At 72.6% G+C, this 19,816-nt stretch carries 16 protein-coding genes; 12 read left to right on the top strand and 4 right to left on the bottom strand.

Annotated features, from left to right (window positions below; translation table 11 throughout):
• Positions 1 to 207 precede the first annotated feature (207 nt).
• Together C3492_RS29910 and C3492_RS29905 are read left to right on the top strand one after the other, a co-directional pair.
• Positions 208 to 618 (top strand): DUF5997 family protein, encoded by a 411-nt coding sequence (locus C3492_RS29910; RefSeq protein ID WP_103815765.1) that lies wholly within the window; start codon positions 208 to 210, stop codon positions 616 to 618.
• A 272-nt stretch (positions 619 to 890) separates the two neighbouring features.
• Complete coding sequence (locus tag C3492_RS29905) at positions 891 to 1,706, top strand: LuxR C-terminal-related transcriptional regulator (protein WP_103815747.1); 816 nt, start codon at positions 891 to 893, stop codon at positions 1,704 to 1,706.
• 48 nt (positions 1,707 to 1,754) lie between these two features.
• On the opposite strand, the gene C3492_RS29900 is transcribed toward C3492_RS29905, so the two are convergent.
• On the bottom strand, positions 1,755 to 2,177 hold the full coding sequence (locus C3492_RS29900) for a secondary thiamine-phosphate synthase enzyme YjbQ (RefSeq protein WP_103815746.1): 423 nt from the start codon (positions 2,175 to 2,177) through the stop codon (positions 1,755 to 1,757).
• Between the two features lie 122 nt (positions 2,178 to 2,299).
• Between C3492_RS29900 and C3492_RS46985 the strand changes: the two genes are divergently transcribed.
• The 5 genes from C3492_RS46985 (at position 2,300) to C3492_RS29880 (ending at position 6,346) form a co-directional block, all read left to right on the top strand.
• Positions 2,300 to 2,383 (top strand): putative leader peptide, encoded by an 84-nt coding sequence (locus C3492_RS46985; RefSeq protein WP_313884353.1) that lies wholly within the window; start codon positions 2,300 to 2,302, stop codon positions 2,381 to 2,383.
• Positions 2,384 to 2,548: 165 nt separating this feature from the next.
• On the top strand, positions 2,549 to 3,472 hold the full coding sequence (locus C3492_RS29895) for an ABC transporter permease (protein WP_103815745.1): 924 nt from the start codon (positions 2,549 to 2,551) through the stop codon (positions 3,470 to 3,472).
• On the top strand, positions 3,445 to 4,182 hold the full coding sequence (locus C3492_RS29890) for an ABC transporter ATP-binding protein (RefSeq protein WP_103815744.1): 738 nt from the start codon (positions 3,445 to 3,447) through the stop codon (positions 4,180 to 4,182). Before C3492_RS29895 ends, C3492_RS29890 begins: the two co-directional genes overlap by 28 nt.
• Positions 4,183 to 4,213: 31 nt before the next feature.
• On the top strand, positions 4,214 to 5,227 hold the full coding sequence (locus C3492_RS29885) for an ABC transporter substrate-binding protein (protein ID WP_181140618.1): 1,014 nt from the start codon (positions 4,214 to 4,216) through the stop codon (positions 5,225 to 5,227).
• A 42-nt stretch (positions 5,228 to 5,269) separates the two neighbouring features.
• Entirely contained in the window at positions 5,270 to 6,346 is a 1,077-nt protein-coding gene (locus C3492_RS29880) for an NAD(P)-binding domain-containing protein (RefSeq protein ID WP_103815742.1), read from the top strand.
• 12 nt (positions 6,347 to 6,358) lie between these two features.
• Here C3492_RS29880 and mltG read toward each other — a convergent pair whose 3' ends face one another.
• The gene (gene mltG, locus C3492_RS29875; RefSeq protein ID WP_181140617.1) at positions 6,359 to 7,264 is read right to left on the bottom strand and encodes an endolytic transglycosylase MltG; all 906 of its coding nucleotides are present in this window, start codon (positions 7,262 to 7,264) and stop codon (positions 6,359 to 6,361) included.
• A 62-nt stretch (positions 7,265 to 7,326) separates the two neighbouring features.
• Positions 7,327 to 9,132, bottom strand: coding sequence for an ABC transporter ATP-binding protein (locus C3492_RS29870; protein WP_103815740.1), 1,806 nt, complete (start codon positions 9,130 to 9,132; stop codon positions 7,327 to 7,329).
• Between the two features lie 114 nt (positions 9,133 to 9,246).
• Here C3492_RS29870 and C3492_RS29865 point away from each other — a divergent pair, with 114 nt between their 5' ends.
• The gene (locus C3492_RS29865; RefSeq protein WP_103815739.1) at positions 9,247 to 9,696 is read left to right on the top strand and encodes a MarR family winged helix-turn-helix transcriptional regulator; all 450 of its coding nucleotides are present in this window, start codon (positions 9,247 to 9,249) and stop codon (positions 9,694 to 9,696) included.
• Positions 9,697 to 9,787: 91 nt separating this feature from the next.
• Here the strand turns inward: C3492_RS29865 and C3492_RS29860 are convergent, their stop codons facing one another.
• Complete coding sequence (locus tag C3492_RS29860) at positions 9,788 to 11,398, bottom strand: peptide-N4-asparagine amidase (protein ID WP_181140616.1); 1,611 nt, start codon at positions 11,396 to 11,398, stop codon at positions 9,788 to 9,790.
• A 148-nt stretch (positions 11,399 to 11,546) separates the two neighbouring features.
• On the opposite strand from C3492_RS29860, the gene C3492_RS29855 reads away from it, so the two are divergent.
• The 4 genes from C3492_RS29855 (at position 11,547) to C3492_RS29840 (ending at position 19,398) form a co-directional block, all read left to right on the top strand.
• Complete coding sequence (locus tag C3492_RS29855) at positions 11,547 to 13,124, top strand: M1 family metallopeptidase (protein ID WP_258055964.1); 1,578 nt, start codon at positions 11,547 to 11,549, stop codon at positions 13,122 to 13,124.
• Between the two features lie 260 nt (positions 13,125 to 13,384).
• Positions 13,385 to 15,349 carry an N-acetylmuramoyl-L-alanine amidase gene (locus C3492_RS29850; protein ID WP_103815737.1) on the top strand — a complete coding sequence of 655 codons (1,965 nt, stop codon included), beginning with the start codon at positions 13,385 to 13,387 and terminating at the stop codon, positions 15,347 to 15,349.
• A 465-nt stretch (positions 15,350 to 15,814) separates the two neighbouring features.
• Positions 15,815 to 17,620 carry an ABC transporter ATP-binding protein gene (locus C3492_RS29845; protein WP_103815736.1) on the top strand — a complete coding sequence of 602 codons (1,806 nt, stop codon included), beginning with the start codon at positions 15,815 to 15,817 and terminating at the stop codon, positions 17,618 to 17,620.
• Entirely contained in the window at positions 17,617 to 19,398 is a 1,782-nt protein-coding gene (locus tag C3492_RS29840; RefSeq protein WP_103815735.1) for an ABC transporter ATP-binding protein, read from the top strand. The genes C3492_RS29845 and C3492_RS29840 overlap by 4 nt, the downstream gene beginning before the upstream one ends.
• Positions 19,399 to 19,816 lie beyond the last annotated feature (418 nt).

Below are 19,816 nucleotides of genomic sequence, written 5' to 3'. Positions count from 1 at the left end.
CGGGCCGTGCCGGCACCCCCACGACACCGGGCCTCCCCGGCAGGCACCCCCCTCCCCCGCGGCACAGGGCCGCGCCGTAGGCACCCCCTCCCCCACCGCACCGGGCCTCCCCGGCAGGCGCCGCCCGCGCTTCGGCACAGCCCCCGTCCACGTGCTCGTCACCGGCCGTGGTCGGCCCTCCCGCACGTGGCCGATACCCTGGACGGCATGAAGTCGCAGCAGAGCACCCAGACGATGAAGCCCGCGACCGCGGCGAAGAAGCTGGGTGTGTACCTCCCCGCCACCCCCGCCTCCTTCCAGGAGGGTGTGGTCACGCGCGCCGAGCTGAACGAGTTGCAGGCCAACCCGCCGGAGTGGCTGCGCGAGCTGCGGAGCAACGGTCCCCACCCGCGCCCGGTGGTGGCCGCCAGGCTGGGCGTGTCCATCGCGGGTCTCGCCCGGGGCGGCGTCACCGAGCCGCTGACCACCGAGCAGATCGAGGCGCTCAGGCAGGAGCGGCCCGAGTGGCTGGAGAAGGAGCGCGCCACCCAGGCGGAGGTCCGCAAGGAGGCCGCGCGGCTCAAGAACCTGAAGAAGGAGAAGGCGGAGAAGGCGGAGAGCGGCGCCGAGCGCGACTGATCCGTCCGCCCGTCCCGACGCCCTCCGGATCCGCCCGGGGGGCGTCTCCCGTTGCCGGTGGAACGGCCGGCCGGGCGAGGAACAGGTACGCGGGGGGGCGACACCGGACGGGCCGCCGTTCCCCCGTGCCGGCGGCCCCTCGGACACGCTGTGTCCGACCAGGCCGGTGTCGCCGGGTTGAAGTCTGCGACAGCCGGGGACCGCAGGGGTATGCGTACAAGTACGTACGCCGACGGGGAGGACGGGCACGCGAGGCAACCGGAGAGGAACCCGTGCGGCTGGAGAAGGCCTACGAGCGCATGACGGCCGTCGCCGTGGCGGCCCTGCACGAACGGGAGCCCGAGCGGCTGTGGCCGATGCTGGCCGGCACGCTGGCGGACGTGTGCGGTGGCGAGGCGGTCATCCACAAGCTGGACGAGTGGAGCGAGAGCGAGGGCACGATCGGCACGGTGCCGGATGCCGCCGCCGCTGAGCTCGCCCGGCTCGGGGACGCCGACCTGGGCCTGCTGCGGGCGGGCTACCCCTTCGCCGGTCACTACGCGGCCGGAGCCGACCGTACGCCGGTCAGCGCGCACCGGGCGGCGGGCCGTACCTGGCCCTCCAGCGCGACGGCCCGCATGCTCCACGAGGTGCTGGACGTCGACCATGTGCTGGGCGTGCCCCTCCCGGACAGCGCCGCCCCGATCACCGGGTGCCTGGTGTACCGCTCCGGTACGGATTTCACCGACGACCACCTGGCCGTCGCCGAGCGCGCCCAGCCGCTGCTGGCGGCGGTCGAGCGGCAGCGGCAACTCCTGGAGGAGTGGCGGCGGGCGCTCGGCCCGGCCGGCGCGCCGGACCAGCGGGCGGCGGACTGCGCGCTGACGCCGCGCGAGACCGCCGTCCTGCTGCTGCTCACGGACGCGCTCACCGCCGACGCGATCGGCCGCCGTCTCGGCATCTCGGTCCGCACGGTGCACAAGCACGTGGAGAACATCTACCGCAAGCTGGGCACCCGCGACCGCGTCGGCACGGTGCTGCGTGCGCAGCGGCTCGGCCTGGTACCGGCGCCCGGTCGGGCAGAGGCCACCCGGGGCCGCCCTTCGTGACCCGGCACCAGGCCCTACGGTGAGCCTGAGAGCGTCAGCCGAGGAAGCTCAGCCGAGGAAGCTCAGCCGCACCTTGCGGTGGGGATTGTCCTTGTTGGTGTCCACCAGACACACCGACTGCCAGGTGCCCAGCTCCAGGCGTCCGTCGATCACCGGGAGGGTCGCGTGCGGCGGCACGATGGCGGGCAGGACGTGGTCACGGCCGTGGCCGGGGCTGCCGTGCCGGTGCTGCCAGCGGTCGTCGGCGGGGAGCAGGGTGTGCAGGGCGGCGAGGAGGTCGTCGTCACTGCCGGCGCCCGTCTCGATGACGGCGATTCCGGCGGTGGCGTGCGGAACGAAGATGTTGAGCAGACCGTCGCGGCCGGCCGCCGCCTCCCGCAGGAATTCCTCGCAGTCGGCGGTGAGGTCGACGACGCGTTCCCGGCTACCGGTGGAGACGTTCAGCACGCGTGTGGTGAAGGCATCGGACATGCCCTCATCCTGACCCATACGCCGGTTTCCACACCCCGCGGCACCCGCGTTCCCTGATACACGTGGTCCACAGGACGAGACGCCGTTGACCTGTCCGCTGCCATCTGGCTACGTTCGGCGGCATGTTGCGTTCAGCCCTGCTCACCACGCGCGGTCACATCGACCTGCTGCGGGTGGCCTCCGCCGCGTGTCGCCGCGGCCGCTGACGCCCTTTCCCCTTCTTCCTCCTTCCCTTCGCGGCATTCCCTGCTGCGGGGCATCTCGCAGCGCGTCCGTACGGCACCCCCGACCCGTTCATTGTTGAGCGGGACATGACGTACCGGCGCCGAGCCGCGCCTCCCCCAACCCCGCTCTCTGCCCGTGGAGCATTCATGAGCATCAGCCATGCCCCACCCGACTCCTCCGAGCCCGGCATTTCGGGTGTATCCAAGTCCGAGGCCCCCGCCACGGACGCCGCCGGTCCCGCCACGGACGCTGCCGGTCCCGCCTCTCCCACCCTCCAACCCGTCGTCCCCGCCTCCACCCGTCGCGCCCGGGTCCCCCGCTGGCTGCGCCGGACCACCGGCCCGCTCCTGCTGCTGGCCCTGTGGCAGGTCCTCAGCGCCACCGGCGTGCTGGCAGCCGATGTGCTCGCCTCACCCGGCCGCATCGCGCAGGTCGGCTGGGATCTGATCGCCGACGGTTCACTGCCGTCGGCCATGGCGACCTCGCTCCGGCGCGTCGCGTTCGGGTTGCTGTTCGGCACGGTGACCGGCATCGGACTCGCCCTGCTCTCGGGGCTGTTCCGGATCGGTGAGGACCTGGTGGACGCGCCGGTGCAGATGCTGCGCACGGTGCCGTTCGTCGGGCTCATCCCGCTGTTCATCATCTGGTTCGGCATCGGCGAGACCCCGAAGACCGCGATCATCACGCTCGGCGTGACCTTCCCGCTCTACCTCAACGTCTACGCCGGCATCCGCGGGGTGGACGCCCAACTCATCGAGGCCGGTGAGTCGTTGGGGCTGTCCCGCTGGGGGCTGGTACGGCACGTGGTGCTGCCGGGCGCGCTCCCCGGGGCGCTGACCGGACTGCGCTACTCGCTCGGCATCGCCTGGCTCGCGCTCGTCTTCGCCGAGCAGGTCAACGCCGACGCCGGCATCGGATTCCTGATGGTGCAGGCGCGGGACTTCCTGCGGACCGACGTGATCGTGGTCTGCCTGATCGTCTACGCCTTCCTCGGCCTGCTCGCCGACTTCATCGTCCGCTCCCTCGAAAGGCTGCTGCTGCAATGGCGACCGACCTTCACCGGACGGTGACCGGACCCGCGGTCCATGTCGAGGGGCTGACCCGCTCCTTCGACGGCCGTGCGGTCATCGACGACCTCAAGCTCGACATCGCCCCCGGCGAGTTCGTCGCCCTGCTCGGGCGCAGCGGCTGCGGCAAGTCCACCCTGCTGCGCATCCTCGCGGGCCTCGACCGGGACATCAAGGGCACGGCCCTGGTCCCGCGCCGCCGGGCCGTCGCCTTCCAGGCACCCCGGCTCATGCCGTGGAAGAAGGTGTGGCGCAACGTCCTGCTGGGGCTGCCGGGCCGCCCCGAACGGCCCGTCGCCGAACGGGCGTTGGACGAGGTCGGTCTCGGTCATCGCGTCGACGCCTGGCCGAAGACCCTGTCCGGAGGTGAGGCCCAGCGCGCCTCGCTCGCCCGCGCACTGGTGCGCGAGCCCGATCTGCTGCTGCTCGACGAGCCGTTCGGCGCCCTCGACGCGCTCACCCGGATCAGGGCGCAGCGCCTGGTCGGGGAGGTGTGGCAACGCCGGGGCTGCGCGGTGCTGCTGGTCACGCACGACGTCGAGGAGGCGGTGCTGCTCGCCGACCGCGTCCTGGTCATGGACGGCGGCCGGATCGCCCATGAGCAGCACATCGACCTGGACCGGCCGCGTGAGATCACCGACCCCCGGTTCGCCGCCCTGCGCGCCCGCCTGCTGGAACGGCTCGGCGTCGACACCGCCGCCGCTGCCGCCTGAACGCCCGCCCACGGACATGAACGGAACCGTCATGCGACGACGCCTCATCCCCGCCGCGCTGCTCCTGCCCTTCGCGCTCCTGCTCACCGCCTGCGGCGGGAACTCCTCGGCCCGGACCGGCGCCGACATCGACGGAAAGGGTTCCGTCACCCTGGACGTCGGTGACCAGAAGGGCGGTTCGGAAGCCATCCTGCGCGCCGCCGGAGAGCTGGAGAACCTGGACTACAGGATCAAGTGGTCGACCTTCACCTCCGGACCGCCCCTGTTGGAGGCGGTGAACGCGAAGGCCGTCGACATCGGCGGCGTCGGCAACACCCCGCCCGTCTTCGCGGCCGGCGCCGGTTCGAAGATCACCGTCGTCGCCGCCTGGCACGGCACCTCCAAGGGCGACACCATCCTCGTGCCGAACGGCTCCGAGCTGACCCGTACGCGACAGCTCAAGGGCAGGTCCGTCGCCGTCGCGCAGGGTTCCTCCGCGCACTACCAGCTGGTCGCCTCCCTCAAGGCGGCCGGGCTGAGTCTCGCCGATGTCCGGGTCAAGTACCTCCAGCCGGCCGACGCGCTCGCCGCGTTCACCTCCGGCAAGGTCGACGCGTGGGCGGTCTGGGACCCGTACACCTCGCAGATCCTCCAGGCCGGGCGGGGCCGCGTGCTCACCACGGGTGACGGCATCACCAACGGACTCACCTTCCAGGTCGCCGCGCCGGCCGCGCTGAAGGACTCGAAGAAGGCCGCCGCGATCAAGGACTACCTGGCGCGGCTGCGACGGGCCACGGCCTGGGTGCACGACCACCAGGAGGAGTGGGCCAAGGTGTGGGCGAAGGACACCGGGCTGCCGTACGAGGTGGCCCTGGCCTCGGTGAAGCGCACGAACTCCACCCGCGTCGCGGTCGCCGTCGACAAGCCGCTGATCGCCTCCGAGCAGCGGATCGCGGACACCTTCACCGAGTTGAAGCTGATTCCGGGGAAGGTCGACTTCGCCGCCTTCACGGACCCGCGGTACAACGGCGGGCTGCCGCCGTCGACGACTCCGGCCGAGGACTGAGCGGCGGGGAAGATCCGTGCACGGCTCGCTGTTGGCCCAGGCGTGAACGCAGTGCGTGAGGTCGAGGTCGTCGTCATCGGTGCCGGTCAGGCGGGTCTGGCCGGCGCCTACCACCTGCGGCGCACCGGCTTCGAGCCGGACCGCGACTTCGTCGTCCTCGACCACTCCCCCGGCCCGGGCGGCGCCTGGCAGTTCCGGTGGCCCTCGCTGACCTTCGGCAAGGTGCACGGGATGCACGCGCTGCCCGGCATGGAGCTGACCGACGCCGACCCGGCGCGGCCTTCGGCGGAGGTCGTCCGGGAGTACTTCGACCGGTACGAGCGCGCCTTCGACCTGCGGGTGCGGCGGCCCGTGGATGTGCGTACGGTGCGCGAGGGCCCCGGTGGGCGGCTGCTCGTGGAGACGTCCGACGGCACCTGGTCGACCCGGGCGCTGATCAACGCCACCGGCACCTGGGACCGCCCGTTCTGGCCGCGTTACCCCGGGCAGGAGACCTTCCGGGGCCGGCAGTTGCACACCGCGCAGTACGCCGGTCCCGAGGAGTTCGCCGGGCAGCGGGTCGTGGTCGTGGGCGGGGGTGCCTCGGGCACCCAGCACCTGCTGGAGCTGGCCCCGTACGCCGCCGCGACCACCTGGGTCACCCGGCGGCCCCCCGTCTTCCGCGAGGGTCCGTTCGACGAGGAGGCGGGTCGCGCGGCCGTCGCGCTGGTGGAGGAGCGGGTGCGTCAGGGGCTGCCACCGCGCAGTGTGGTCTCGGTCACCGGGCTCCCGCTGAACGACGCCGTCCGGCAGGGCCTCGCCGACGGGGTCCTGGACCGGCAGCCGATGTTCGACCGGATCACCCCGGACGGGGTGGCGTGGCGGGACGGCCGGCAGGTGTCCGCCGATGTGATTCTGTGGGCGACCGGGTTCCGGGCCGCGCTCGACCATCTCGCTCCGCTGAAGCTGCGCGAGCCGGGCGGCGGTATCCAGGTGGAGGGCACGCGGGCGGTCGCCGATCCGCGGATCCACCTCGTCGGCTACGGCCCCTCGGCCAGCACCATCGGGGCCAACCGGGCCGGGCGCTCGGCCGTCCGGGACATAAGGCGGCTGCTCGCCGGGGAACCTGTCGCCGCGTGACGTCCCCCCGCCTCAGCGGAGCGCGGACTGTGAGCCGGAGGGCGCGGACGGGGGCGCCGGCGGGCCGTCACCGCTCGGCTGGGCCGTCCCCGCGTTCTGGTGGAGGGCGTTGAACTCGGCCACGTTGCGCAGGTGGGTGTTGTAGTCCGCGGTGAAGCGGGTGTCCCCGGGAGCGATCGTGACGAAGTACAGCCAGTCGCCCGGCGTCGGGTTGAGCGCGGCGCGCATCGCGTCCTCGCCGGGGTTGTCGATCGGCGTGGGCGGCAGGCCCGTGCGCTGGTGGGAGTTGTACGGGCTCTCCTCCTGGGTGTCGTTCTGGCTGGTGCCGACGGTGCTGCGGTTCAGCGCGTAGTGGAGGGTCGAATCCATCTGGAGCGGCATTCCGCTGTTCAGCCGGTTGAAGATGACCCGGGCGACCTTCCCCATGTCCGCCTTCGTCGAGGCCTCCGCCTGGACGATGCTGGCGATGGTGACCGCCTGGTAGACGTTCATCGAGTTGCGCTGGGCCCCGGCCGCGACGGGGGCGCCGTTGAACTTCTGGTCCGCCGTGTCGATCATGAGTTGCAGCATGGACTCGGGCGTCGCTCCCTTCCGGACGGGATACGTCGCCGGGAAGAGATAGCCCTCCGGATTGCCCCCGGCCTCCTTCGGCAGCTTCAGGGCGGCCTTGCCGAGGGCGGCGCGGGTGCTGCCCGGGGAGAGCTTGAGGGCCTTGTCGATCGCGTCGTAGATCTGGTTCGCGCGCCAGCCCTCCGGGATGACCAGCGCGGCGGGCTTCGCCTGCTCACCGCCGGTCGCCAGCGTCAGCAGCGGCACCGCCACGGCGGTGCCGGCCATGACGGCGCCGGTCACGAGGACGGCGAGTCTGCCGCGGCGTGTCAGTCGGGTCCTGCTCCGTGACGGAGTGTTCATCTGCATGCGGGCACGGTAATACGCATATCCTCGCAAACCCGGCATATATTCAGCTTGTCGGTCACGGTTCAGTTCGTCGTGGGTTGCAGTTGCGCGTCCCGGCGTACCAGGGCCGCGTACCGGCCGTCCCGCTCCAGCAGTTCCTCGTGCGTGCCCCGTTCGGCGACCCGGCCGGAGTCCAGCACCACGATCTGGTCCGCGTCGCGGATCGTGGACAGGCGGTGCGCGATGGTGATCGTCGTGCGGTCGGCCGACAGTGCGTCGATGGCGGCCTGGACGGCGGCTTCCGTGCGGGTGTCGAGCGCGCTCGTCGCCTCGTCCAGGATGAGGACCGGTGGGTCACGCAGGATGGTGCGGGCTATCGCGAGGCGCTGCTTCTCGCCGCCGGAGAAGCGGTGGCCGCGTTCGCCGACGACGGTGTCGTAGCCGTCGGGCAGCGCCGCTATGTGGTCGTGGATCTGCGCCGCCTTGGCCGCCGCGTGCAGCTCCTCGTCACTGGCGTCGGGCTTGGCGAAGCGCAGGTTGTCGGCGACCGAGGCGTGGAAGAGGTACGTCTCCTGCGAGACGACGCCGACCGCTCGGGCGAGGGTGTCGAAGTCGAGGTCGCGGACGTCGATGCCGTCCAGGGTCACGCGGCCACCGGTGACGTCGTACAGGCGGGGCACCAGATAGCCGAGCGTGGACTTGCCGGCGCCGGTCGGGCCCACGACGGCGAGGCTGGTGCCGGCCGGCACGGTGACGTCGACGCCGTCGAGGACGGGGCCGCCCTTGTCGTCGTAGCGGAACTCGACGTCCTCGAAGCGGACTTCGCCCTTGATCTGGTCGAGGTGGACCGGCCGCTCGCGCTCGGTGATGTCGACGGGCAGGTCCAGATACTCGAAGATGCGCTGGAACAGCGCGAGCGAGGTCTGGATCTGCACGCCGGTCGCGAGCAGGCTCACGGCCGGGCGGAACAGGCCCTGCTGGAGCGAGACGAAGGCGACGATGGTGCCGAGGGAGACCTCGGGGCCCCCGAACCGGAGGGCGAGGCCGGCGGTCCAGTAGATGACGGCGGGCATCGCGGCCATGACGATCGAGATGACGGCCATCCGCCAGCGCCCGGCCATGTTCGACCGCACTTCCAGGTCGACCAGGCCCTCGGACTCCTCCGCGAAGGACGCCGTCAGCGAGTCGGAGCGGCCCATCGTGCGGCCGAGCAGGATGCCGCTGACCGAGAGCGACTCGGTGACCGTGGCCGCCATCGCGGCCATCTGTTTCTGCCGCTGAGTGGTGATCTTCTTGCGTTCGTTGCCGACGCGGCGGCTGATCCACACGAACAGCGGGAGCAGGAGCAGGGAGACGATCGTCAGCCGCCAGTCCAGGGCGACCATCGCGACGATCGTGGCGACCACGCTGGTGGCGTTGGACACCAGGGAGGTGGCGGTGGAGGTGACGGTGGCCTGCATGCCGCCGATGTCGTTGGCGATGCGGGACTGCACCTCGCCGGTGCGGGTGCGGGTGAAGAAGGCCAGCGACATGCGCTGCAGACGGCCGTAGACCGCGGTGCGCAGGTCGTGCATGACCCGCTGGCCGACGGTGGTGGAGATCAGGGTCTGCAGCACGCCGAAGACGCCGCCCAGGACGGCGCTGAGGATCATGCCGAGCGCGAGCAGGCTCAGCAGGCCGGTGCGGCCCTGCGGGATCGCGACGTCGAGCGTCTCCTTCAGCAGGAACGGTGTGGCCACCGAGACCAGCGACGAGGCGCCGACGAGCAGACCGACGACGGCGAGGCGCCCGCGATAGGGACGGAAGAGCCGCAGGATGCGGCGCACCTGCCGGGGCTGTTCGCCGGCGTCGGCAGGTGGGGTCCAGGAGGGTTCACGGTCGGGGTGCATGGGCTCCTACGGGTGAGCGGGGCGCCGGTCGGAGGCCGACCGGCGGCGACGGAACGGATCGTAGCTCATTGTTACCTATACTCACAATGAACGGCATCCTGATATTGTTCCCGCATGACCACCCCCGATCCCGACGGCCTGCTCGCCGAGCAGTTGCTGCGGCTCACCCGCCGGGTGCACCGCATCCAGAAGCGCCATCTGGAACAGCGCGACCTGGGCGTCACCCCGGCGCAGTCCCGGCTGCTGCGCACGCTCGCGCACTACGGCTCGCCTCCGCGCATGGCCGACCTCGCCGAGCGCCTGGAGGTCGTGCCCCGCGCGGTCACGACGCTGGTGGACGGGCTGGAGTCGAGCGGCAAGGTGCGACGGGTGCCGGATCCGGCGAACCGCCGCGTGACCCGGATCGAGCTGACGGACGAGGGACGCGCGACCCTGCGCGAACTGCGCGGCGCCCGCCGCTCGGCGGCCGAGGAGATACTGGCACCGCTGACGGAGAAGGAGCGCCAGGTGCTCGGCGTCCTGCTGGACAGCCTGATCGACGGGGACGCCGCCCAGCGCTGCTGAACGGCGACGCCCTTCGCCTGCCTCCGGCGGGACGGCGGTCCCCCGTCCGCCCGGCCCCGCGGCTCGGCCCACCGGGGACGCGCCACGCGTCTCAGCAGCGGCTGCGGTCCTCCGTCAGCACCCCCTGCACCGTGGTCAGCGAACGGTCGTAGCAGCCGTCCGAGCCCAGGAGCCGGTAGCGCTCGGCCGATGTACCGACCGCGTGCCGCTGGTCGCGCGGGACGTCGACCGTGTACGTGGCGTCGCCGCTGTAGGTGTCGTCCAGCCGTGACCACGCGGTGCGCCGGCCGCCTTCGCGCGTCACCGCGGACGCCCGGTCGCCGAGGGTCAGCACGGTGCGCAGCCGGTCGTCCGCACCCAGCGTCGTGGCGCCGTCCATGGTGTACGTCCGGTGCGTGCGGCTCGTCCGCGCCGGGCCGTGGCCGACGACCGCGACCGCCTCGTCGTCGGTCCAGGTCGCGTCGAGCCCGTCCACCGCCTCGCCGTCGGTCCAGCGGTGGACGGAGGTGTGGGCGAGCGTCCGGGTGACGGTGGTGGTCACGCGGCCGTGCGAGGTGTCCAGATACCCCGAGACGGCGAGCCGGTGCCCCGCCTCGGTGCGTACGCGGTTCTCCGCACCGGGGGTGAAGGTGGAGGAGTCGGCGAGGTCGGTCGCCCTGTCCTCGGTGAGCGCGCCCGGCACCTGGGCGCGGTGCGGGTCCCGCCAGACGAGGACGTTCACCGGCGCGCTCCAGCCCGGCCGGTCCGCGGGCACGCCGGCGACGGACACCTCGACGCGGTGCGGGCGGCCGTCGTTGAGGAGCCCGGCGAAGGGCGTGAGGTCGTACTCGATCGGCCGCACGTCGAAGGCGCGCGGGGCCGGGACGACGTACCAGAGGAAGGGGTTGGACCAGCCGCCCGTCCAGACGTTCGGGAACGGCGCCGCGATGCCGGCGATCCGGCCGTCGACGCTGATCTGCACCTCGCGGTACGGGCCGCGGTCGGCCTTGCACGAGTACGGCGCCGGGTCGGCGACGGTCAGGTACCAGAACTCCTCGCAGCCACCGCCCGAGCCCGTCGCGTACACCTCCGCGACGACGCGTTCGCTGTTGCGCGGAGTGGTGAGGGTCGTACCGGCGGGCGTGCCGGCGAGGGTGAGGACGCGGTCGGGGACGGGAGCCGAGGGGCGTCCCGCGTAGAAGGTCAGCGTGACGTGGACGTCGATGACACCGGTGTACGTGTCGTCCACGACGTTGCCGATCAGCATCTCGACGTCCTGGGCGGTCCGGAAGGTGTCGCTGTAGCGGGTGACGTCCTTCTCGACGTGCCACGCGATGCCGTCGGGCGAGGGCTCCGGCGTGGAGGTGCGCAGGATCTCGACGCCGCCGACGTGCAGATGGCCGAGCCGGTCGTACTGACGGCCCTTCACCTCGCCGTCGAGGCGCAGGACCACCTTGCTCCAGCGGTCGCCACAGCCCTCGGGGGGTGTGTACGCGCCCCGGTAGGGCGTGAAGTCACGAAACCGGGCGTCGGCGAGGGTGACCCGGCAGGACTTGGTGTGCGGCCGGTCGACGGGCGGTGCCGCGGTCACGGGGTCGTGCCAGTCGGTGCCGAACTCGGCCGGTACATCGGCCGCTTGGGCCGTCGCTGCTCCCGTGCCGAAGAGCGCGCCCACCACGAGGGTCGCCACGGCGACCATGGACATGACGATCCGTCTTCTCATGGCCGGTGTTCTACGGGCGGGCGGGCCGCCCCGCAATGACGCCTCGGACAGATCGGCGCGATGAGACCGGTCACCGCACAGCCTCGGGCAAGCGCCCAGCGAGGGAACATTTGGTGATATGAACGGATCTTACTGGCATAGTGCGGTCATGGAGATCACCAAGGGGTCCCGCGAGGAATCCGCACATCAGGAATCCCGGAGCAGACGGCCCCGCCATGTCCTCCGCACCCGTCGCGCGACCCTGGCCCTCACCCTCGCCGGAGCGGGTGCGTTGACCGGTACGGCCGTCTTCACCGGCATGCTCCCGCACGGATCCGACGGCCCACCGGCCCCCGGTCCGGCGGCCTCTTCGGGCCCGCCCCCGACCCCCGGCGCACCGGGTATCGGCGACCCGCTCATGCCCCTCGCCGGCAACGGCGGCTACACCGTCCGCCGTTACACCCTCGACTTCGACTGGCGGGCACCCCGCACGCCCTTCGAGGCCGCCACCACCGTCAGCGCCACCGCCACACAGGCCCTGTCCCGCTTCGACCTGGACTTCGCCGGCAACGCGCTGCACCGCGTCACCGTCGACGGCATGCCCGCCACCGCGAAACGCGACGGCGACGAACTCGTCGTCACCCCCGCACGACCGATCCCGCGCGGCAGCGCCTTCACCGTCCGCGTCGCCTACACCGCCGACCCGACGCAGGGACGGCACCGCGACGACGCGATCCAGGACTACGGCTGGGTGCCCACCTCCGACGGCACCGTGGTCTGCGCGCAGCCGGACGGCGCCCGCATGATCTTCCCGGCGAACGACCACCCGAGCCTGCGGGCACCGGTCACGTTCCACATCACCACCCCGCCGGGGCTCAGCGCGGTGGCCAACGGCCGGCTCGTCGGCACCGTCCGGCGGCCCGACGGCCGGACCCGGTGGACGTACGACTCCGAGCATCCGCTCGCGGCACAGCTGGTCCAGCTCGCGATCGGGAGGTTCACCTTCGTCGACAGCAGCGGCCCACGCGGGCTGCCCGTCCGGGACGTGGTCCCGGACGGGCTGGTCACCGACACCGAGGCGTACCGCTCGCTCACCCCGGACCATCTGGCCTGGCTGGAACGGCGGCTCGGCCCCTACCCGTTCCGCCGCTACGGCGTGCTCGTCGGGGACACCGACCTGCCGGTGGCGCTGGAGACCCAGTCGCTCTCCGTCCTGCCGCGTGACGACCTGCTGGGCGACCGGGTCGACGCCGAGCGCAACCTCGTCCACGAGCTGACCCACCATTGGACGGGCGACAGCGTCGCCATCCGGCGCTGGTCCGACCTGTGGCTGAGCGAGGGTCACGCCCGTTTCTACGAACGCCTGTACTCCGACGAGCACGGCGGCGTGAGCCTGGAGTCGGCGATGCGGTCGGCGTACGAGCAGCACGACCAGTGGCGGCACGACGAGGGGGCACCCGCCGAACCCGCCGAGGCGACGCTGTTCAAGGTGATGCGGTACGACGGCTCGGCGCTGGTGCTGTTCGCGCTGCGGGAGAAGGTCGGCGCGCAGACCTTCGAGAGGATCGAGCGTGCCTGGGTGACCGAGTACCGGGGCCGTGCGGCCGGCACCCGGGACTTCGTCGCGCTCGCCTCCCGGGTCGCCGGCGAGGACCTGACACCGTTTCTGAATCCGTGGCTCCACGGCGCGCACACCCCGCCCATGCCGGGCCACCCCGACTGGCAGGTGGACCCGGTCGAGGACTGAGCCGCATCCGGTCGCCCGTGGTTGCCCCAGGCAGCCGAGTCGCTGCCGCCGACCGGGTGGCCTCGGCCGGACCGCTGGTCCACCCCGGTGACCTTCGCCACGACACGGCGCCCGGGGCACGGAAACGTACAAGGGGTGGCGCTACGGGCAACTCCTTTGTCCTGGTGCGATCGAGCGTGGTTGGGAGAGCCTCTGCGATGAGAAGAATTGTTTCTGCACATGTCCCTGGTGCCATCCGGAGGTGCCGCCGTACGGCTTGTGTGATCGCGGGGGCGGCTCTGCTGCCGCCGCTGCTGATCCTGCCGATGTCCGGCGCCGACGACGCGGACGACCGGCTTCTGCAGGACGCCTTCACGAACGCCGCGCGCGAGTTCCACGTGCCGCGCAGTGTGCTCATGAGCGTGTCCTACATGCAGTCCCGCTGGGACTCCCACCCGGGCGCGCCCAGCGTCGCCGGCGGCTTCGGGCCCATGCACCTGGTGGACACCGACAGCCTCCATGCCTCGGCCGCGCCGTCCGAACCACAGGCACCGCTCGACGGTCAGACCCAGCCCCTCACGGGCGCGGCGGGAACGCCCGCCAGGGGCGCCACGCCGGACACGGGTGCCACGGCGGGCCACGCCGTGCAGCCGGCGGACCTGCGGAACGCGGCCCGCCTGATCCAGGTCCCGGCCGAACGACTGCGCACGGACGCCGTCGCCAACGTCCGCGGCGGAGCGGCACTTCTCGCGGCCACCCAGCGACAGCTCGGCAAGCCCCTGAGCACCGACCCGGCGGACTGGTGGGAGACGGTCGCGCGCTTCCCCGGCACCCGTGACGTCGCGTCAGCCGCGGCCTACGCCGACGACGTCTTCGCCCTGATCCGGCGGGGAGCGCACCGCACCACCGCCGAAGGACAGGACGTCGCGCTCCCCGCCACCCCCAGCCTGCAGCCGCACCCCCACACCCCCCGGGCGCAGGGCCCACAGCGGCCGAAGCAGGTCGAGTGCCCCGCCGAACTGGCCTGTGACTGGCTCGGCGCGCCGTACGAGGAGATCGACGACGGCGACTACGGCAACCACGACCTGGCCGACCGGCCCCGGGACCAGCCGATCGAGTACATCGTCATCCACGACACCGAGGCCGAGCTGCCGAGCATGCTCCAGACGGTGCAGGACCCGACGGAGTCGTCGTGGCACTACTCGATCCGCTCCAGCGACGGCCATGTCACCCAGCACGTCAGGACCAAGGACGAGGCCTGGCACTCCGGCAGCCAGTTCGTGAACGCCCGCTCGATCGGCATCGAGCACGAGGGGTTCCTCACGCAGCCCGGAACCTGGTACACGGAGCGGATGTACCAGGCCTCGGCGCGCCTGGTGCGGTACCTGGCGCAGAAGTACAGCATCCCGCTCGACCGGCAGCACATCTTCGGCCACGACAACGTGCCCGCCCCGACCGCCGACACCATCCCCGACATGCACGACGACCCCGGTCCCTTCTGGGACTGGCGGCACTACTTCGACCTCCTCGGAGCGCCGCTGAAGGCCACGGCGGGCCCGGACAGCGACATGGTGACGATCCTGCCGGACTTCGCCCGGCACAAGCCCGACTACACGGGATGCGGCGGCAGCGGCAAACCGTGCCCGCCGCACGGCTCCAGCGCCGTCCGCCTGCACACCGAACCGGACGCGAAGGCCCCGCTGATCCAGGATCCGGGCCGCAAGCCCGACGGCGAGGACTCCACGAAGGACGTCAACGACCTGGGGTCACGCGTCTCCACCGGCCAGACGTTCGCCGTCGCCGACCGCAGCGGCGACTGGACGGCCATCTGGTTCCAGGGCCGCAAAGCGTGGTTCGAGAACCCCAAGAAGCACCCGACCGCCGTCGGTGCGAGCGGGCGCATGATCACACCGAAGGAAGGTCTGGACGAGATCCCGGCGTACGGCCGCGCCCTCCCCGAGGAGGACGCCTACCCGGAGGACGTCGACGGGCCGGCCGAGTCACCGCTCCCGTACCCGATCCTGGCGGGCCAGCGGTACGTGACCCAGGCCGGCGTGGGCAGTTCCTACACCTCCAAGTCCTTCAGCGACACGCCCAACCCGGTGGTGTGGGGCCGGGAGCGGTACTACGAGATCCAGCTCGGCCACCGGCTCGCGTACGTCCGGGCCAGCGACGTGGACGTGGTGGACTCGTCCGGCGCGGCGGGACCGCAGGGGCAGGAGGCGCCCCGTCCGGGCGGGCGCTGACGCCACGGAAGCCGGGATCGGTCCGCCCTCCACACGATCCATGTGCAACCGGATGCCGCCGTCCTTGTCCTGCCCCCTGGGCGGTCGGGGACGCGCGGCAGGGTGCTTCCGGGGCGGTTGCGGCCGATGGCGACGACGTGGTCGAAGCCGCGCCGGTACGCCGGGACGGAGGAGACGGCGCGTGTCCGTGCGGCCGGGCCATGGGCACCCCGCGCGCCGTGCGTGGTGGCGGTCGTGCCGCAGGCGGACGGCTGCACGGCGCTCGACAGGCGGGGCGACGGGTCCTGGACGGCACAGCGATGCCGGCCCGAACGGCGGACCTGGCCGGAAAGAGGTGAATTGCGAGCACCCCGGAGAAAACCGTTTGAAATTCACCACTGTGCGGCGCGAACCTTTCACGGCTTGTCGCCGCTCCCCGCGGCGTTCCGCTCCTTCCCTGCCCTTGCCACGAGCCACTGGGACGTCATGCAGATTCAAGACCTTCCGTATCCCGATCCGGGCGTGCCCGACGCGCGTTCGGGTCCCCGATTCCTGTGGTGGCTCTGGCGCAACCAGCTGGGCGGGCAGCTGAAGTCGCTCGCCTGGGGCCTGCTGCACTTCGTCTCCGTCTCCGCCCTCCCCTTCTGCGTCGGCCTCGCCGTGCAGGCGGCCGTCGACCGCTCCGGCACCCGGCTCGCCCTGACGGGTGCTCTGATGCTGCTGTGCGGAACGGGCATCGCCGTCGGCGACACCTTCCTGCACCGGACCGCCGTCACCAACTGGATCACCGCGGCCGCCCGCGTCCAGCAACTGCTGGCGCGCAAGGCCGCCCAGCTGGGCTCGGCCCTGACCCGGCGGGTGGCCGCCGGTGAGGTGGTGGCCGTCTCCACCGGCGACGTGGAGAAGATCGGCTGGTTCGTCGAGGCCGTCTCCCGGTTCACCGCCGCCGCGCTCACGGTCCTGGTCGTCTGCGTCAGCCTGCTCGCGTACCAGCCCGCGCTCGGCGTGGTCGTCGCCGTGGGCCTGCCGGTCGTGGCGCTCGCGGTGCTGCCACTGCTGCCCCGCGCCACGCGCCGCGCCGACGTGCAGCGGGAGAAGGCGGGGCGGGCCACCGAACTGGCCTCCGACACCGTCGCCGGCCTGCGGGTCCTGCGCGGCATCGGCGGCGAGGAACTGTTCCTCGACCGCTACCGCCGGGCCTCGCAGGAGGTCCGGCACGCCGCCGTGCGCAGCGCCCGGATGTGGTCGCTGATCTCCGCCGTGCAGGTGCTGCTGCCCGGCCTGCTGCTGATCGCCGTCGTCTGGCACGGCATCGGGCTGGCCCGCCAGGGCAGGATCACGGTCGGCGAACTCGTCACGGTCTACAGCGCCGTCATGATCCTGAACTACCCGCTGCGGCACTTCGAGGAGATCGCCATGGCGTACTCCTTCTCCCGCCCCTCGGCCAAACGCGCCGCGCGCGTGCTCTCGCTGGAGCGGTCCACGGCCACCGACGGCACCCGCGCGGCCGAGGTGCCCGGCGGCGACCTGTACGACCCCGCGACCGGTCTGCTCGCTCCCAGCGGCCGGTTCACCGCCGTCGTCTGCGGTGACCCGGACGCGGCGGGCAGGCTCGCCGAACGGCTGGGCGGCCACCCCACGGAGCCGGGCCGGTCGGTGCTGCTCGGCGGGGTCCCCCTGGACGAACTCCCCCTCGACAGTGCCCGCACCGCCGTCCTCGTCCAGGACAAGGACCCGGTGCTGCTCTCCGGCACGTTGCGCGAACTGCTCGACGTGCCCGCCTCCGGTGCCGTACGGGCCGAGGACGCGCTGGCGGCAGCACAGTGCGAGGACGTGCTGGACGCGCTCGTGCAGGGTTCGCTGGACGCGGCCGATCCGATGGACGCCCGGATCACCGAGCGCGGGCGCTCCCTGTCCGGCGGCCAGCGCCAGCGGCTCGCCCTCGCCCGGTCGCTCATCACCGACCCCGAGGTGCTGGTGCTGGACGAACCGACCTCCGCGGTCGACTCGCACACCGAGGCCCGGATCGCGGACGGGCTGCGCCGGCTGCGGTCAGGACGGACGACGGTGGTCTTCACCTCCTCCCCGCTGCTGCTCGACCGCGCGGACCGGGTCGCCCTGGTGCACGACGGGGAAGTCGTGGCGGTCGGCGTGCACCGGGAACTCATCGACGGCGAGCCGCGGTACCGGGCCGTGGTGACCCGCGAGACCGACGAGGAACTGACCGCGACCGACGAGGGCATGCTGCTGGACACGCTCCAGGAGCTGGAAGAGATCGAGGAGAGCGCATGATCGGCGTTGCGCCACCGGCGTACGACCCGGCGGCCCCGACGACCGCCACCACCCTGCCCGTCGGCGCCGCCGCGACCGTACGCGCCTACGTCACCGAGCTGTTCCGCCGGCACCGCCGGGCCTTCCTGCTGCTCATCGCCGTCAACACGGTGGCCGTGATCGCCTCCATGGTGGGCCCGTACCTGCTCGGCGGTCTGGTCGAGCGGGTGACGGACAAGGCCGCGGAGCTGCACCTGGGCCTGACCGCCGGGCTGTTCGTGCTCGCGCTGGCCGTGCAGGCCGGGTTCGTCCGGCAGGTGCGGCTGCGGGGCGCGATGCTGGGCGAGCGGATGCTGGCCGACCTGCGCGAGGACTTCCTCGTACGGTCCGTCGGACTGCCGCCGGGCGTGCTGGAGCGGGCGGGCACCGGCGACCTGCTCTCCCGCATCACGACCGACATCGACCGCCTGGCCAACGCCATGCGCGAGGCCGTGCCCCAGCTGGCCATCGGTGTCGTGTGGGCCCTGCTGCTGCTCGGCGGCCTGGTCGTGACGGCCCCGCCGCTGGCCGCCGCCGTGCTGCTCGCCGTCCCGGTCCTGGTGGCCGGCTGCCGCTGGTACTTCAAGCGGGCTCCGTCCGGCTACCGCTCGGAAGCCGCCGGGTACGCCGCCGTCGCCGCCGCCCTCGCCGAGACCGTGGACGCGGGCCACACCATCGAGGCCCACCGCCTCGGCGCACGTCGCGTGGCCCTGTCGGAGCGGAGGATCACGCAGTGGGTCGCATGGGAGCGCTACACGCTCTGGCTCCGCTCCGTGCTCTTCCCGGTCATCAACACCGTCCACCTCCTCGTGCTCGGTTCGGTCCTGATGGTCGGCGGTGTCTTCGTCCTGCACGGCTGGATCGGAGTGGGCCAGCTGACCACTGGCGCGCTCATCGCGCAGATGCTGGTCGACCCGGTGAACCTGATCCTGCGCTGGTACGACGAGGTGCAGGTTGCCCAGGTGTCGCTGGCCCGGCTGGTCGGCGTGCGGGACATCGAGCCGGAGGCCGGGGAGGCCGCGCTGGCCCCCGACGGCCGGGCCGTGCACGCCGACCGCGTGCACTTCGGCTACCGCGAGGGCGTCGACGTGCTGCGGAAGGTCTCCCTGCGGGTCGCGCCGGGCACCCGCCTCGCCCTCGTCGGGCCGTCCGGCGCGGGCAAGTCCACGCTGGGCCGACTGCTCGCCGGGATCTACGCGCCCCGGGACGGCCGGGTCACCCTGGGCGGGGCGGAGCTGTCCCGGATGCCCGCGGAACGCGTCCGCTCCCACGTGGCCCTCGTCAACCAGGAGCACCACGTCTTCGTGGGATCCCTGCGCGACAATCTCCTGCTGGCCCGCACCGGCGCAACGGACGCCGAGCTGTGGGCCGCCCTCGGAGCGGTCGACGCGGACGGGTGGGCGCGGGCGCTGGACGACGGCCTGGACACCGAGGTGGGCTCCGGCGGCCTGGCCCTGACCCCGGCACAGGCCCAGCAGATCGCGCTTGCCCGGCTGGTGCTGGCCGATCCGCACACGCTGGTCCTGGACGAGGCGACCTCGCTGCTCGATCCGCGCGCTGCCCGTCACCTGGAACGCTCGCTGGCGCGTGTCCTCGACGGCCGCACCGTCGTCGCCATCGCCCACCGTCTGCACACCGCCCACGACGCCGACGTGATCGCCGTCGTCGAGAACGGCCGCATCAGCGAGCTGGGCAGCCACGAGGAGCTGGTGGCGGCGGAGGGAGCGTACGCGGCGCTGTGGCGGTCCTGGCACGGGTGAGACCTGGACGGCGGGGCCACAGCGAGGGAGGCGGCTTGGCCGACGGAGGTGGTGGCGGTGGTAGCTGGGGCTGCTAGGTCGGTGCGGGTGGCTGGGTAGGCGGCGGGGTGGAGGGGGTGGACGGGGAGGAGGGGGAGGAGGGGGTGGACGGGGAGGGCAGGGCCGTTGGGTTCGGCCGCCGGCGAAGCCCGTCCTCGCCGGCGTGGAAGCCGTCGCCACGGTCGCGGCCCCGGGGCACCGGGTCGTCCGGCCACCGGGTTGCCGGGGCCGGGCGCCGGCGAGTCCGGCCAGGCCCTGGGGGCATGGGCGCGCGGCCCCGCCGGGACCCGTGCCGTTGCGCGGTGCCGAGCAGGGGTGGAAGGCTGGAAAGCGGCACCGGGTCGGGGTGTGTCCGGGAACCTGCTGGTTCATGGTCTGT

It is taken from the genome of Streptomyces sp. Ru62 (assembly GCF_002920615.1).
Classification (GTDB): Bacteria; Actinomycetota; Actinomycetes; order Streptomycetales; family Streptomycetaceae; genus Streptomyces.
Note: the sequence above shows the minus strand (reverse complement) of the source record. Positions and strands in the feature narration are given on the sequence as shown.